Annotated in this window: 11 protein-coding genes; 7 read left to right on the top strand and 4 right to left on the bottom strand. The window is 50.1% G+C overall.

Annotated elements, in window-relative coordinates; translation table 11 throughout:
* The first annotated feature begins 4 nt into the window (after positions 1-4).
* The 5 genes from BP71_RS21335 (at position 5) to BP71_RS21315 (ending at position 6,015) form a co-directional block, all read left to right on the top strand.
* Positions 5-1,921 (top strand): RagB/SusD family nutrient uptake outer membrane protein, encoded by a 1,917-nt coding sequence (locus BP71_RS21335; RefSeq protein ID WP_496382935.1) that lies wholly within the window; start codon positions 5-7, stop codon positions 1,919-1,921.
* A 12-nt stretch (positions 1,922-1,933) separates the two neighbouring features.
* Positions 1,934-3,124 carry a DUF5000 domain-containing lipoprotein gene (locus BP71_RS21330; protein ID WP_496382933.1) on the top strand — a complete coding sequence of 397 codons (1,191 nt, stop codon included), beginning with the start codon at positions 1,934-1,936 and terminating at the stop codon, positions 3,122-3,124.
* A 17-nt stretch (positions 3,125-3,141) separates the two neighbouring features.
* A complete protein-coding gene (locus tag BP71_RS21325) occupies positions 3,142-3,837 on the top strand; it encodes a DUF4998 domain-containing protein (protein WP_496382931.1) in 696 nt (231 codons plus the stop codon).
* A 740-nt stretch (positions 3,838-4,577) separates the two neighbouring features.
* On the top strand, positions 4,578-5,327 hold the full coding sequence (locus BP71_RS21320) for a tetratricopeptide repeat protein (RefSeq protein ID WP_496382929.1): 750 nt from the start codon (positions 4,578-4,580) through the stop codon (positions 5,325-5,327).
* A 28-nt stretch (positions 5,328-5,355) separates the two neighbouring features.
* On the top strand, positions 5,356-6,015 hold the full coding sequence (locus BP71_RS21315; RefSeq protein ID WP_496382927.1) for a YiaD family glycine zipper/OmpA-like lipoprotein: 660 nt from the start codon (positions 5,356-5,358) through the stop codon (positions 6,013-6,015).
* A gap of 72 nt (positions 6,016-6,087) precedes the next feature.
* Here the strand turns inward: BP71_RS21315 and BP71_RS21310 are convergent, their stop codons facing one another.
* The 3 genes from BP71_RS21310 to BP71_RS21300 all read right to left on the bottom strand — a co-directional run bounded on the left by BP71_RS21310 (position 6,088) and on the right by BP71_RS21300 (position 11,948).
* Complete coding sequence (locus tag BP71_RS21310) at positions 6,088-7,593, bottom strand: SusD/RagB family nutrient-binding outer membrane lipoprotein (protein WP_496382925.1); 1,506 nt, start codon at positions 7,591-7,593, stop codon at positions 6,088-6,090.
* Between the two features lie 23 nt (positions 7,594-7,616).
* Positions 7,617-10,754 (bottom strand): SusC/RagA family TonB-linked outer membrane protein, encoded by a 3,138-nt coding sequence (locus BP71_RS21305; RefSeq protein WP_496382924.1) that lies wholly within the window; start codon positions 10,752-10,754, stop codon positions 7,617-7,619.
* A 333-nt stretch (positions 10,755-11,087) separates the two neighbouring features.
* Positions 11,088-11,948 carry a DMT family transporter gene (locus BP71_RS21300; protein WP_496382922.1) on the bottom strand — a complete coding sequence of 287 codons (861 nt, stop codon included), beginning with the start codon at positions 11,946-11,948 and terminating at the stop codon, positions 11,088-11,090.
* Positions 11,949-12,138: 190 nt separating this feature from the next.
* Between BP71_RS21300 and BP71_RS21295 the strand changes: the two genes are divergently transcribed.
* On the top strand, positions 12,139-14,355 hold the full coding sequence (locus BP71_RS21295) for a beta-N-acetylhexosaminidase (RefSeq protein WP_496382920.1): 2,217 nt from the start codon (positions 12,139-12,141) through the stop codon (positions 14,353-14,355).
* 22 nt (positions 14,356-14,377) lie between these two features.
* Positions 14,378-15,742, top strand: coding sequence for a Gfo/Idh/MocA family protein (locus BP71_RS21290; RefSeq protein ID WP_496382918.1), 1,365 nt, complete (start codon positions 14,378-14,380; stop codon positions 15,740-15,742).
* Between the two features lie 11 nt (positions 15,743-15,753).
* Here the strand turns inward: BP71_RS21290 and agaR are convergent, their stop codons facing one another.
* Positions 15,754-16,533, bottom strand: coding sequence for a transcriptional repressor AgaR (gene agaR / locus BP71_RS21285; RefSeq protein WP_496382916.1), 780 nt, complete (start codon positions 16,531-16,533; stop codon positions 15,754-15,756).
* Positions 16,534-16,629 lie beyond the last annotated feature (96 nt).

The raw sequence follows: 16,629 nt of genomic DNA, 5'->3' as shown, positions 1-16,629 counted from the left end.
TATTATGAAATTACTGTACACCAGCTTTTGCCTTACTGCCTTGCTCGTGCTCACCACAGCGGGCTGCCGGAAATACCTCGACATCGTTCCGGACAACGTGGCGACCATCGATAATGCATTCAAAATGCGTGCGGACGCGGAAAAGCACCTGTTCACGTGTTACAACAACCTGCCGCAATTCGGTAACGAAGGGGCTGATCCGGGTTTTATGACCGGAGATGAATTTGCGACCGTATACCCCGTACTCGGAAATATCAATGGAGGCCTGTACCGTATCGCAAGGGGGGAGCAGAACATTGTTTCACCCATCGCCAATTACTGGGACAGCAAATACTTCCAGGCGCTCCGTGAATGCAATATATTTCTTGAAAACATCGACAAAGTCCGTGACCTGACCGATTTTGAGAAGAAAAGATGGGTTGCAGAAGTGAAATTCTTAAAAGCCTATTACCATTATTCCCTGGTCCGGATGTACGGCCCGATCCCGATCGTTAAAAAGAACCTGCCTATTTCGGCTTCGGTGGAGGAGGTCAAGGTGAAAAGGCAGCATGTCGATTCGGTTTTTAACTATACCGTAAGCCTGATCGACGAAGCGGTGCAGGACCTGCCGGTGATTTTACCCAACGAGTTTGCGGAATTGGGAAGGATCACTAAGCCAATCGCGCTGGCCATTAAGGCCGAGATATTGACCACCGCCGCGAGTCCGCTCTATAATGGGAACCAGAATTATGCCAATTTTAAAAACAAGGACAACGAACCGTTGTTCAGCAACACAGCCAGTGCCGAAAAGTGGCAGCGCGCTGCCCAGGCGTGCCGGGAGGCGATCGATGCCAGCGAGGCGAACGGGCATAAGCTCTATGAATTCGTACCGCGTTCCGTCACGACCAAGGTTTCGGATTCCACCCGGCGCCTGATGTCGATCCGGGCAGCGGTAACCGACAAATGGAATGTAGAGCTCATATGGGGTGCTTCCAATTCAACCGGAGGTGGCGGTCGTGGCTTTCAGTCGCTGTCCCAGGCCAGGCTCAGCCCGTTTACAGGTACCATTCCCAATGAGAGTATTGGTTCGATGCTCGCACCACCGATTCATATTGCCGAAATGTTTTACAGTAACAACGGTGTTCCGATCGACGAGGATAAAAGCTACAAATACGGTACTCGTTTCACTGCATTACGGAAAGCATTAAAAAGTGAGCGGTATTATATCAAAGAAGGTTATACGACGGTACAGCTCAATTTCGACCGCGAACCCAGGTTTTACGCGGATATGGGTTTCGACGGGGGGATCTGGTTTGGACAGGGCAAAAACGACGACGACAATACCTGGGTACTGGAAGGTAAGCTGGGACAAACCGGTGGCCGGCAAGGCGCTTCGCTGTATTCGGTGACGGGTTACTGGCCCAAAAAACTGGCGAACTATAACAACACCATCAACGACCCTGCACAGCAGTACAGCGTGGAAGGTTATCCTTTTCCGATCATGCGCCTCGCGGATTTGTACCTGTTGTACGCGGAAGCATTGAATGAATCGCAGGGGCCATCCGCGGAAGTATATGGCTGGATCGACAAGGTTCGCGCCAGGGCAGGTTTGCAGGGTGTAGTGGAGTCATGGACGAAGTATTCCAATAAGCCTTCCAAATTCAGCAGTAAAGACGGTTTGCGGGAGATCATTCAGCGTGAGCGGCTGATCGAACTGGTTTTTGAGGGGAAAAGATTTTGGGACCTGCGCAGATGGAAAGTAGCTGAAAATTACCTGCAGCGGTCTGTCAATGGCTGGGATATCGCCCAGCGGGAAGCCGCTAACTACTATCGGGTTAAGCCGATATACACAAGCAGTTTCAGCCTTAAAGATTACTTCTGGCCGATCTCCGAAAATTCACTCATTGTCAATCCGAACCTTGTTCAAAACCCAGGCTGGTAAACACTGCTGTCTATGAAAAAGATAAAGATATTATTCCCGGTCGTGTGGGCACTGGCAATGCTTTGCTCATGTGCGGAAACGGACGACATTCGCAAACCGCTGGGCGCAGACGCAGAGAAACCTAGTGTCGTGACGAATACCTCCGTTGTCAATTTCGCGGGAGGCGCCACCATTTCCTATTCACTACCCGCGGACGAGGACCTGCAATATGTTGTCGCCTCGTATGCGATCAACAAAGGTACAGGTAAGCTAAGCGAAGCGAAAGCATCGCATTACACCAATAAACTGACGGTGGAAGGATTTTCAACTGCCGGGGATTATGAGGTAACCCTGTATTCGGTCGATAAAAGCGACAATAAATCGGAGCCCGTTACGGTAAAGATCGCGCCTCAGGCCCCGCCCGTCCAGACTGTGTTCAATTCCCTGCAACTGGGCGTCGATTTCGGTGGGTTGAATGTCGCCTTTAATAATCCGTCGGAAGCCAAGCTGGCGATCGTGGTGATCACGGCGGATAATAATGGCGACTACATCCCGGTCGAAACGCTGTATACACAGGTGAAAGGAGGCTCGTTTGCTGCCAGGGGATTTGACACCCTGAGCCGGAAATTCGGCGTGTATGTACGCGACCGCTGGAATAATTATTCCGACACGGTATACAAGGAGGTCAAACCATTTTTTGAAAAGGAGCTGGACAAAACCCGCTTCCGGGAATATGTTTTACCCACCGACGAAGAGAGCGGTTACGGCTGGCAGATCCCTTTTTTGTGGGATGAAAAGATGACCGAGCCTGGCTTTCACACGATTCCGCTTTCTGACCGGGACATGCCTATCCATTTCACGTTCGACCTGGGGACGGCTGCCAAGCTAAGCCGGTTCAAACTTTGGCAACGACAGGGAGATTGGTTTTACAAACATGGAAATCCCCGAAAATGGACGATGTGGGGCAGCGAGAAAGCGCCTAATCCGGATGGCAGTTTCAATGGCTGGACCAAGCTGATGGACTGCGAATCGATCAAGCCGTCCGGTAGTCCCTATGGGGTGAATACGGGTGATGATATAGCATATATGTCTGCCGGAGAGGAGTTTGTGTTCCCGCTTACAGCACCGAAGGTACGGTACATCCGGATGCAGATCCATCAGAACTGGTCCGATACCAAATTTGTCCATTTCACCGAGCTTACTTTCTGGGGTGACACCAAATAATTTAAAACTGACATTTTATGGTTATCAAATATAAAACCACAGGAATAATAGCGCTTCTTTTCGCCCTGGTATCCTGCACCGATTGGGATGATTTCAAAAAGTACCAGGCAGGCGGCGAGATCGTTTATCCGGGGCGGGGCGACACTGTGCTGGTAGCGTCGGGCAGAAACAGGACGCAGTTGCTATGGGTCCTGAGTGCCGACCCCCGCGTCACCACCTACAAATTGTATTGGAACAACAAGGCCGACTCGATGGAAGCGGCCGTTCCGACAGACCTCATTGGCGACACGGTGAAAATCATGATCGATCCTTTGAAGGAAGGTTCGTATAATTTTGAAATGTATTCGCTCGATGCAAAAGGCAACCGGTCCGTACCCCTGCGTTTCAACGGCAGGACTTTCGGGGCCAATTATGAGAATGGTCTGCTCAACCGGACGATCAGCACGGCCGTTTATGATTCGACGCTCAAGGTGTTGCAGATCAGCTGGAATGCGGCGGATACGGTGAACATCCATACCGAACTGAAATACATTGCCATGGATTCGAAAACCAAGTCGGTACTCGTAGGTCCCGACGCCCAGGAGAGCAAAATCCCCGACTGGCGACCCGGGACGATCCTGAACTACCGATCCTCTTTCAAGCCGGACAGCAAGGCGATCGATATTTTTACGGTTACGCGATACGATACAATGTCGGTGAGGAAGCCGGAATAGCAGAGCGGTTGGTTTACCAATGTACTTCTGCTCACTCGATCATGCTTCGGCAGCAGTGCCCCCTTTCAGATCTTCTGAAATAGCACACCTCCGGCAGCTGAATAGGTATTATTTGCTATTCAGCTGCCGGAGGTGTTGTAGTTGTTTTGCGGCGTGATATTTCCTGAATCAACGAAAGTATCGGTCGGATAAGAGATCGAGCGAACGCAAGAATTTGTTTTCAGCAACAAATCAGACCTGATGACCCAGAGCTAGCAGGTGAGGGCATTCATAAACCGTCTGTTGCCCCTTATAGAGACTAGCCACAAAATTTCTGTCAGGCTCAATCAAATAACTGTTCTGCCAGGGTCGGAGGTAATAGTTGCCGGGCTGTAAAATGTCGGCGGGATTTTGTCAGATCCGGGTGTAAAAGGGTGGAGAGAAAGAAGACGCCCGTTCTTTTAGGCGCCTGGATCTTCAAACTGTACCGGAGAAGGTATCAGTTTTTTGTAACTTGCGGCGATTTACTCATCGTACCTTACCAAAAACAATCATGAAGAAAAATCTTACTCTGAATTTGAGGTTATCCGGAGTTACTTTTTAGTGCGTGCTGCGGTTCTTTTGCATACGCACGGATTGACCCTCGTAAATTCAATTTAACTACAACAGCCACAGCGGCTAAGCTGATGATCAATACAAAAGCGATAATACTTTGCGTGATACTTGCGCCAGCCTCATTACAGGCTCAGCAACTGATTACAATGTCCAACAAATGCTTCAAACAGGTTCAGGCCGGTAACAAGCAGAATGATCAGGGACAATACCAGGAGGCACTGGGGACTTTTACTAATGTTCTCAAAAATTGTTCGGCAAAAGACGCCAAGGAAGAGGGAAACGTCGGTTTGGCGATTGCATCCAATGGATTGAAACAATACGAATCGGCGATAACGGCAGCTAATAATGCGATCAAGGCGAGTAAGAAAACCAACGTGACGGCGTATTATGCGAGAAGCTATGCATATGGTAATCTGGGGCGTACAGCAGATGCCAAGGCTGATCTTGTGAAGATCACCGACCTGACCAAGAAAAATAAAGATGTAAAAGCCCGGGCCACGATGTTTGCACGGCTGGCGCATCTGGATTTTCAGCTCAACATGCTCGCAGAAGCTGATACGAATTTGCGGAAGGCTATTGAGCTCGATCCCGCAAATGCCGCTTTTTACATCCAAAAAGGGGATATGATGGTCAAGGCGGAGGATTACGATGCTGCGTTTACCGCTTATGACAAGGCAGTGGACCTTGGTAAAAATGACCTGGAAATTTATCAGATCAGAACGGAGGCCCGATTAAAGCAGATCCAGCAAAAACATGCGACAACCGATATTAAGGAATTATCGGACAAAATGACAAAACAGGAAAAGCGAACTCTTTGCACGGAGATGAAAAAGGCGCTGGGGCTCGGGTTGAAGAATTTACAGCTTGACTTATTGTCGAGCACAATTTGTGATTAATGTAAGTGAAATATTAACAGACTGAATAGTGAGAAATAGTATAGTAATAGTAGCATTGGTGTTTTTATTGGGTTGTAAAAGCTTGAATAACACCCAGAAAGGAACCGGAGTGGGCGTTGCGGGTGGCGCTGTGGCAGGAGCAGCGATTGGCAAGCTAGCGGGGAACAATACAGCAATTGGTGCCTTGATCGGGGCAGCCGTCGGAGGCTCGGCCGGCTATTTTATCGGCCGACATATGGATAAACAGGCGCAGGAATTGAAACAGGCAATTCCGGATGCCACCGTTGAAAGGGTGGGAGAGGGTATCAACCTCACTTTTAATTCCGGCTTGCTTTTCAAACTTAACTCTTCGGAGCTCAGTAATGAAGCCAAGCAGGAGCTGACCAAGGTCGCGGGTATTTTAGGGAAATACGACGATACGCAGATCCTGCTGGAAGGGCACACGGACGACACAGGCTCTGACGAGTATAATATGAAGCTTTCGGAACGTCGGGCCAATGCCGTTTCTTCTTATCTGGAATCCCAAAACCTCCCTGCATCCAGGCTTAACACCAAATGGTATGGGGAGTCTCAGCCTAAGTTTCCAAACAACAGCGAAGCGAACCGGGAGAAAAACCGGCGGGTCGAGTTGGCGATCTATGCCAATGAAGACATGAAAAAGGACGCTGAAAAAGGCGATTTAAAATAACAGTATATCAAAAATAAAAGTCAGCTGGCTGGCCCATGAAGCAGGGCCGGCCAGCTGACTTTTAAGAACTGTCTAATACATTTCAGGAGGAAACTTGCCCTGTCTCGGATGGTGGAATGGCAGCCCGGGCTTGGCATCCCACCAGATCCTGCTGATATAAGTGTCCCCGTTTGAAAGCTTTTTGACGGCTTCCTTGATATTTACCTCGTTTTTGGAGTATTCATCCAGAGGGTAAGTCAATCGCCTGGGTATTTCACCATTGGTGCTGCCTTTGTCGCTGCCCGTCCAGATTTTGGGATAGCCCGTTCTCCTGAATTCGGCATAACCCTCGTTGATCTGGAAATAGTTGGCCAGGAATTTTTGAAGAATGATCTGTTCCAGTTTTTCTTCCTGGCTGCCTTTCAGCGTGGCGACGGGAGACGCAAGATAGGCCGTGATCGCAGCAGGGGCCGCCTTGTACTGCGTGAGCGACTGTGAAATCCCTTTTGCAAACATTGCCTGGGCATTCTCGGAGGTATAGCCGGCCAATGCGGCCTCGGCCCGCAGGAGAGACACTTCAGCTGCATTCATCACGATGATCGGGTACACAGCCTCGCGGAAATACTGTTGCTGGCTCGCGCTGTTTTCTATGGTGTAATCTTTTTCGTCGGGCAGGACGGCAATGGGCCTGCCGCGGTAACCCGAAACAGAGTCGGTGGCGGGTACGATGAATATCGGAAGGCGCGGATCTTTCAACATTTTAAGCGTTTCCGTGACGGTAAACGACACCGACTGCGGATAGCTGTTGATCGGGTCGTTCCACAACGGATTCCGGTTGCGGGTGTCCGATCCATTGATCGTCGTGAGCAGAACATTGAACGCATTGTCATCGATCAGCGGCGCGCCTGCCACTTCCGCGATATGCTGTTTGGCCAAAGCCTCGTCCGCATAGCGCACCCGCATGGCCAGCCTGAACCTGAGCGAATTAGCAAATCGCCTCCATTTGTCGACATTGCCCTGCATCAGTATATCGGCATTGCCGAACGACGGAAGGGTAGGGTCGGGGTTGAGCGCTGCTGCCGATTCTTTCAACTCTTTCAGCAGGTCCTTATAAATCTCCTGCTGGGTATCATATTTAGGCTGATTGATCACATTTTCGACCTTTTGTACCGCTTCAAAGTAGGGGACGTCGCCATAGAGGTCGGTCACCTGAGCGTAAAGCCAGGCTTTCCATATGCGCGCGATCGCATGCTGATTGACCAGCTTCGGATCTTTGGCCGTAAGCCGCACGATTTCCGCCGTATTGATCAGGTAGTTGCGGTAATATTCATTGAAAGGGTCGTTCCAGTTAGCATTCTGAAAAATAGAACCGGAAGCGCCATTGGAATAATAACCCGAATACTCCGCTACAATGCTCAGATTATAGGTGCTGAAAACGGAATACTTTAACACCGACGTCAGGAGCATGGATGGCTTGATGATCTCCTCGGTAACCAGGGTTGGGTCCGTGTTTATTTTTTCGAAATCCGACGTGCAGGCGCCGATGCAAATCGCCATGAATGCGCCCGTTGCGATCCGTATTTTGGAATATAATTTCATGATCTTGCTGTTGAATATAAATACTAGAATGAAAGGGATAGGTTGAAACCCACGCTGCGGGTCGTCGGCATGGCTACGGTTTCATACCCCTGTGCCGCTGTTGCAGTACTGAATGCCGTTTCCGGACTGATCCCCATTTCTTTAAATTGCGGATCGCGGTAGAAATAGAAGAGGTTTCGTCCTACAATCGACAGTTTCAGGGTTTTGAAAAACTTATTGGCAGCAAACAGCGACTTCAGGTTATATCCGATCGTAAATTCTCTGAGTGCAACATAATCCGCGTCGATCACCTGCGTTTCGCCGATATTATTCCAAGGGCCGGCCCCAGCATAAAAGTCCTCTGCCGGTATCACGATCGTGCTTTTGGTGTACTCGCCCGGACCCGTTTCGATCACCCCGTCGGCGATCAGGTTTTCCCTGTTTTCGGTAAATTTCCCGGTACCTTTTGCCATTTGGTTGAGCTTCGAATAGGATAGGATCTGTCCGCCTTTACGAACATCCACGAGCGCGCTTACCGTGATGGCCTTATAGCTCAGTGTATTGGTTAAACCGGCCAGATAGTCCGGCTGGATCCTTCCCAACACTTCCAGGTCAGCGGCGCGCTGGTATTTTCCCTCGGCCGTCAGCAGTTTGTCGCCATTTTCATTTCTCAAAAAACGATACCCGACGATATTTCCAAATGGCTCGCCTGTGCGCGCCTGAATGCTCGCTCCATAACCCGGGTCCATCAGCGTGAGCGTGGTAATGTTAGGGGCCAGCGACACGACTTTGGATTTGTTGTTGGATAAATTAAGCGAAACGTCCCAGTTGAAATGCTTGGTTTTGACAGGAACAGCCGTCAGAAATACCTCATAACCCCGGTTGCGGATCTCTCCCGCGTTGATCAGCCTGGTTTCGTAACCTGTTGTCGCCGATATTTCGAGCGGCAGGATCTGGTTAACCGTCGATGCATTGTAATAGGTAAGGTCCAGGCCCAGTCTGTTATTGAAAAAGCGGAGCTCGGCGCCAAATTCGTAGGACCGTTTCAACTCATTTTTCAGGTCGATCAGCGGGATATTGGTCCGGATGTTCGCAAATGGCTGATCATTAAAAGTAGTGCTGCTGGTTACGGTATAGCCGGCTCTGGTTTGGTAGGGGCTTGCGTCATTTCCGGCTTCGGCGTAGGAGGCCCTCAGTTTTCCGTAGGTCAGGACCTGCTTGTCCCATTTGGCAATATCCGAAAACACGAAACTGGACGCGACAGACGGATAGAAGAATGACTGGTTCTTGCTTCCCAATGTCGACGACCAGTCATTTCTGCCTGTAACGTCCACGAAAAGGAAATTCTCATAGGCGATTTGCCCCGTGAAATACACCGAGTTCATCTTCTTGCGGATGGTGTATTGCCGCGGCGTCACATTGCGGGTATTGCCGATGTAGTACAGCCCGGGCACATTCAGGTTGGTTCCGGTGTTGCCCACGACCTCCTGGTTTCTATCCAGATGGTTCGCCCCAATGGAAAGCGAGCCTGTCAGCTTTTTGGAAAGCTTGCCCGCCGCACTCAGCAGCAAATCACTGTTTCCTTCCTTTACGAAGAACTGCGTATTGGTAATGCGGCCGTTTTCACCCGTCGTGTATTGATTGACCTGTTCGTAACGTACGTCTGTATAAAAGTCGGTTCCCGTCCGCGCTTGGAGCGAAAGCCAGTTTGTAAACTTGTATTTGGCGGCAATAAAACCGATAACCCGGTCCCTGGTATCAAAGCCTGTCAGCTCATTCACAGTCCAGTATGGGTTAAGAGAGCCATTGACGCGTGTCATCGTGCCGTCTTCTTTCTTATAATCTTTCAATCTTTCCAGGCTCATGAATCTCGGCAGGAGATTCAGGGCCGTCATGGGGTTTTGTGAATAGGAATTGATCTGCGGCCGGTTGGTGGCCCTTTGCCTCACATAATTGATTTTGCCATCGATCGACAAATTGGAAGAAACGTCGGCCGACAAACGCAGGTTCACGGTCTGTCTTTCCAGTTTTGTATTAGGGATGATCCCCTTGTTGTGCATATCCGAGATCGACGCGCGGTAAGTAACGGCACCTGCGCCACCCGATACCCCGATCGTATTCGTTTTGGTAACACCGGTTCGGAAGAAATCTTTGATATTATCCGAAGGCTGCCCGGTATAAGGCACAGGGCCTGCTTCCAGCCAGCGGTCGATGATAATGGGCCGGCCATCCATTTTCCCACCCCAGCTATCGGCCAGCCAGCTTGGCCAGGTCGAATATTTGACGCCGTCAATGGTTTTTTCTCCCAGCGAACCATAAGTCCCTGCATATCCGCCGCCCCATACATTCTGTTGAGTTGGAATCACGTTGGGGCGTTCGATAGTAATGTTGGAGTTGATATCCACGCCAATTCCCCTGCCGCGCGTTCCCTTTTTGGTCGTAATCAATATGACGCCATTTGATCCCCTCGCGCCATAAATAGAGGCCGCGGCCGGTCCTTTCAATACCGAAACATTTTCAATATCATCTGGGTTGATGTTGTTGATCCCATCGCCATAATCCCTGCCGCTGTCAACCCGTGCGCCGTCAAGTGTTTGATTGTCAATAGGAACGCCATCCACCACATACAACGGCTGCCCGTTTCCAGCCAGCGAACTGTTACCCCGGATCATCACATAACTGGAACCGCCTGCCCCGCCGCTCGACGGATTGACGTGCAGCCCCGCAACTTTTCCTTTCAGTGAGTTTGCTACGTTCGATTCCCTGGCTTCCGTTAGCTTAGCGCCGTCAACCACCTGCACCGAATAACCCAGGGCTTTCTTTTCCCTTTCGATACCGAATGCGGTCACCACTACCTCCGACAACTGGTTGGCATCCGGCACCATTTTCACATGGATCTGCGAACGACCGTCCAGCGGTATCTCCTGCACCATAAATCCCGTGAAGGAAAAGACAATTGCCTTTGCACCAGCAGCAACCTCTATGGAATAATTCCCTTTCGTGTCTGAAATCGTACCGGTTGTGGTGCCCTTTACCATCACGGTGGTTCCGGGAAGCGTTTGTCCGTCAGCGTCGGTAACGGTTCCCGAAATCGTACGGACCTGCGCAAATGCCGCACTGATACAGAGCAGAAAGCACATGCAACACATCAATGATCTGAGTAGTAGAGTGTTTGGTTTCATTCAATTGAATTTAAAGGGTTGATTATGGGCAAGAATAGCTTGGCGGCAAGCATCGCGGGTATACACGATGACCCCTATACGTTCGCGTGGAGCGCAGTCATAGGAGGCAATGTTTGACCATCTCCGTTCAATGCATCGGTTCAATGGTCGCAAACTGATTTTCGCTTGTGATTAGGAGTGTGCTATTTGATGCCCAAATATAACAACAAATTTTTATTAGCTTATTTTTTGAAGTAGATTATTTTCTAAACCTTATTTTTAAATATATAATCTTTCGAATTGTTACTATTTGCCGATTTGGTTCCCGGGAAGCATTTGCGCGGAGAAGTCTGATCATTCAGCCAGAATATAGATAGCGGCCACGGCGAGGGCCATTCCAAGCAGGACCACGCCGTGGGGCATGACGGAATAGAGCAGAAGGGAGATCATGATGGTGAGCACAGGAGCCAGCGCAGTGATCGGCACCACGATGATCGCCTTACCGTGCCGGAGTGCGTAAACCAGCGTGAGCGCACCGATCGCATTGAAAATCTGAATTATAGCAGCCAGGTACGGCCCTTTGAAACCCCAGTTGATCGCTTCCGATGTGTCGGTCATCAGCACGGCCACTGGAATAAATGCCAGCGCCATGACGGTCATATAGAAGAAAATGCTTTCAGCCGACATCGTATCGTTGCCGAATTTCATTGCAAAAGCCTGCACGCCCCACATCATGAATACGACGAAGGACAGCAGCAGCCAGAGATAACCGGAGTGGTGGTCCTGCCGGGGCGGCTGGTAGGAAAGGCACAAAATCGCGGTAAGCGCCAGGCCGATTCCCCACCAATGCTTACGGCTGGTATTTTCTTTTAAAAAAACGGCCGAAAGAAAAACGGTAATCACGGGGAATAAAGAGATAATGGGAAACACCATGTACGCCGGGCCTGATCTGAGCGCCTGAAAAAGAATCAGTTGCCCTACTGCCCCTAAAATCCCGACAGTACTTCCAATGAATACGGACCTTTTATCGGAATTCAGCTTCCAACGGCTCGCTTTCAACGCTACCAGCGCGCACGGCACCATGGTTAACGCCCAAACGCAATAGCCCAGCGTCGCCGGAAAGCCTGCTTTTTCAGGAATTTCGATGAATGCGCCCCAGACTCCCCAAAATAAAGTGGTAATAGCAGTATAGAATATCCAGGGCTTAATTTTCATGTAGATGATCGAAGGTTAGGAAAGGAAGCAGGGTACGGGTAATCGTAAGCTTTTGGATGCGGTTATCCTTTGTTCTGCTAAACTACGACAGAGAAACGAAAGGCAAAAATTGAATAGAACATTATTTTGAAATATTTTGAAAGATATTTTTTTACGTTACATTTACTTTTGTCAAAAGCACTACTGATTTATGAGGATTAGAGACTACTTCACAAAACATTTCTTTTACCTTACCATATTTACACTGTTCACGCTGGTGCTGGCAGGTCCGCGCGCGTTACATGCGCAATCAGGTGCGGTGTCTGTTCCGGATATTTCGCTCCTTCCGTATCCCAAAGAAGTTAAGTTCGGGGGAAGCAACTTCGTGTTGAAAAACAACGTCCAGATCGTGCTGGACAAAAACGCTTCCGAAAAGGACCGGTTTGCGGCCAACGAGCTGGTGAAATACCTTACCTCGACCTTCGGGATCGCTGCAAAGGTTTCCAATAAGCCTTCCAGGGGCGCCATTGTGCTGACCAGGAGAAACGCAGATCAGAAATCAGGTAACGAAGGGTATTCGCTGAGTGCGAACCAGCACGGCATCACCATCACCGCCTCGGCCGAGCCAGGGCTTTTCTATGGCGTTCAGACCGCGATCCAGTTGATCCAAAAGGAGGGGTCAGGTGCCTATGTGTCAGGTGTTTCCATTAATGACTGGCCGGATACCAAGGTGCGGGCGGTGCATTACGACACCAAGCACCACCAGGACAAGCGCAGCTATGTGGAAAGCCTGATCCGTGACCTGGCTGCCTACAAGGTCAATATGCTGGTTTGGGAATGGGAGGATAAATTCGAATATCCGAGCCACCCCGAAATAGGCGCGCCCGGAGCGTTCACGATGAAGGAAATGCAGGAATTGACACGCTATGCACAACAATATCATATCCAGATCGTCCCGTTAGTGCAGGGCCTCGGGCACGTGAGTTTCATTTTGAAATGGCCGCAATTTGCCCATTTAAGAGAAATCCCGGCTTCTAATTTCGAGTTTTGTCCGTTGAAAGACGGTTCTTACGACTTGCTTGCCGGCTTGTGGAAGGATGCCATGGAAGCTACCCCGGGTTCGAAGTATATTCATATAGGTTCGGACGAAACTTACGAGCTGGGCGCATGTCCCGCCTGTGGGAAAAAGGAAGAAGAAATCGGCAAAAGCGGTCTCTACCACCTTTTTATCGATAAATCGGCCGAACGTATAGCCGGTTCAGGCCGTGAGGTCATGACCTGGGAAGCGCCGATGGGCTGGGCGAAAGGCCGCCTGCAAGTGTACCATACCGGCATGAAGCAGGAAAAGCCCGTCGTGCCGCGCAAGGGCATTATCCTCACAGAATCTTACGATTACGAGACACCCGACCTGAAATACGCCAGGGAAGCGAAGGCGCTGGGTTATCCGGTGTATGCCTATGACCCTAACCCCGGCATCGAGCAGCTGTTTTTGCCCTATTTTTTTTCCAAAGACGGCAAAGGTGAAATCAAACAGGGGAGCCTGGAAAGCTCTTACAAATTTTTGCAGGAAACCATGGGCAAAGGCGTTTTCGACGGTGTGATACGCACTTCCTGGGATGACTCCGGATTGCCGATGCAGGCCTGGATGCTCAGTTTCGCCACCACGGCCGCATTTTCCTGGAACGCCGCTGCGCCCGGATTGTCGGATTTTCAGTCGGTATTTTACAAGAACAGGTACGGCGGCCAGGTAGCCGGTATGGATTCACTGTATTATCTGTTGAATGAAGGCGCCTATTTCTTTATGGAAAGCTTTGAAAGGCGTGTCTGGGCGTGGGGTGACATCGGGAAAACGCATATTCCGGACTTGCCTCGCGGGGACGCCCTCGAATATGACCCCTTCTGGAACAAGCGGTATGCCGACCGGCTCCAAAGCGCCGGAGAGATGCTGGAAAAAATGAATGCAGCCATTCGCATTTGCGATCAAAACCTTCAAAATAGGTCGAAGAACGAGCAGGATATTTTGGTATTCAAAACCTTGGCCGGTCTGGTGAAACATACCGCGCTGACTTATCAGGATCTTTCAAAACTTGAAAACACCATCAGAACGGCGCATCAGCAGCGATTTACGGATTTGAAAGAATCTTACCGAAATCTTAAACTCGCCGAGGATATTGTCGAGGGACAACTGCGCCGCCGGCAGCAAGTTTTCGACGAGGTGATTGCTGTCTGGGGCAAAACCATGTTGCCGAAAGGAATGTCGACCGACGGGAAAAAGTATTTTTTCGAACAGGACCGCACGCGGCATTTTGCCAACCGGACGGCTGATATGACCTATTTGATTGTAGATGAACAACAACTCGGGCTGGAAGATTATCTCGCCAGGCTTCGCGAATACAATCAGTTTTATTACGAGCGATTTATCAAATGACGGCTGATGCCGACCTAATCCTATGCATGTATCCAGAAGAAAATTCGTAAAAAATATGTCGCTCGGCGTAGCCGGGATCAGCGCGTTGCAGCCTTTTGATGGTATTTCAAAACCTTTCGCAGAAAAAGTAAGGATAGGTATTATCGGAACGGGGCTGAGAGGGCAAGCACACATTAGTACACTTCTCAAAAGAAATGATGCGGAGATCACGGCCATTGCCGATATCGATCCAAGAATGCTCGAAATGAGCGGGAAGTTGATGCGCGATGCGGGAAAAACAATGCCGAAAATTTTCACCGGGGATGCCTTTGCCTACCGCAAAATGCTTGATCCTAAGTTGGTTGATGCGGTGATCATCGCTACGCCCTGGGAACTGCACACGCCCATGATCCTGGATGCGCTCGCGGCGGGAATGAAGTATATAGCTACCGAAGTAGTGCTCGGCATCACCCTGGAAGACCATTTCGAAGTGGTAAGAAGCACCGAAAGGAACAATGCGCACGTGATGATGCTGGAAAACGCCTGCTATCGCCGCGACACCCTGGCCATTACCAATATGGTGCGCCAGGGGCTTTTCGGCGAACTCGTGCACATGCAGGGAGGTTACCAGCACGACCTGCGGGGTGTGAAGTTCAACGATGGGGTAACGCCCTACAACAGCGGTGCCGAATTTGGCGAAAAAGGCTTTTCTGAGGCCAAATGGCGCACCAATCATTCCGTGAACCGGGATGGCGACCTCTATCCTACGCACGGCGTGGGGCCGCTGGCGGTCATGCTGGACATTAACCGCGGTAACCGGTTCGAGTCGCTCAATTCGTTTTCCACAAAGGCGCGCGGGTTGCATCAATATGTCGTTAAAAAGGGTGGGGCGGACCATCCCAATGCCAAAGTCCGGTTCAGGCTCGGCGATGTGGTGACGACGCAGATCAAATGTGCCCAAGGAGAAACCATTCTGTTACAGCACGATACAAACCTTCCACGGCCGTATTCACTCGGTTTTCGCGTACAGGGCACCGGTGGGATCTGGATGAATATCCATAACGGCATATATATTGAGGGGCAGTCTAAGTACGACCATGAGCACTGGGACAATGCGAAGGAATGGCTGGATAAATATGATCACCCGCTCTGGAAGCGCTGGGCCAAAGAGGCTTATCTGACAGGGCACGACGGGATCGATTTCTTCGTCATGCATGCTTTTATTGAAGCTGTAAAAAGAAAGAAACCCACCCCTATGGACGTTTACGACGCGGCCAGCTGGAGTGCGATCACTCCGCTCAGCGAAACTTCCATTGAGCTGGGAAACGAAACCGTCGCATTTCCCGACTTTACAGGCGGGAAATGGATGAGCAGGCAGAACGATTTTGCGCGGACGGACGAGTACTGATACCGTAATGTCTACACGATAATCACCTTCACACCAGCACTTTCCAGTTTTTTCTGGTCTTCCAAAGGAATACCGTCATCGGTGATAAGAACATCGATGGCGGTAATGGGCGCCATGAACGCGAAACTTCTTTTAAGGAACTTGCTCGAATCCGCCACGACGATCACTTGCTTCGAAATGGAGATCATCACCCGGTTCAAATGCGCTTCTTCCACATTGGGCGTCGAAAGCCCATAAACAACGCTCAGGCCGTCCACAGCCAGAAAAAGCTTGTCGCAAAAGTAGTTTTTGAAACTTTCCTCAGCCGTCGATCCGATTAGGGAAAGGGAGTTTTTACGCAAAAAACCACCCGGAACGATCACATTGGCTTTGGGGTGCTCGGCGAGCTGGTCGGCAATGTTCAAGGCGTTGGTAATGACGGTCAGTTCGGAAATGGTCGAAAGGTTTTTGGTAATTTCCATGGTGGTCGTACCCGAATCGAGAATGATCGTATCGCCCTCTTCGATCAAAGCCGCTGCCGCTTTGCCAATGCGCTTTTTCTGTTCGTAATTCTGTTTATTCTTGTCGGAGATCGCGAAATCTGTCCCGACACGGTCAATTTTCATCGCTCCCCCTCTCGCCCGGATCAGTGCGTTCTTCTGTTCCAGCCGCTTCAAATCGTTCCGGACCGTCACCTCGCTGACCATGAGCTCCTTACTTAGCGATGTTACGTCCACCTGCCCTTTCTCTTCCAATATCTGAAGAATGATGACCCGTCTCTGAACAGTTGATTTTTCTCCGGCTTTGCGCATAATCGTCTATTTCTTAATCAATGCGTAAAAATAAGGTTATTTGCCGCATTAGTTTTCGTTTCCTTGGCAAAAATTTAAAAATAACGGTTGCGAAAA

It is taken from the genome of Dyadobacter ginsengisoli DSM 21015, assembly GCF_059568735.1.
This window is presented reverse-complemented; position numbering and strand designations above follow the sequence as displayed.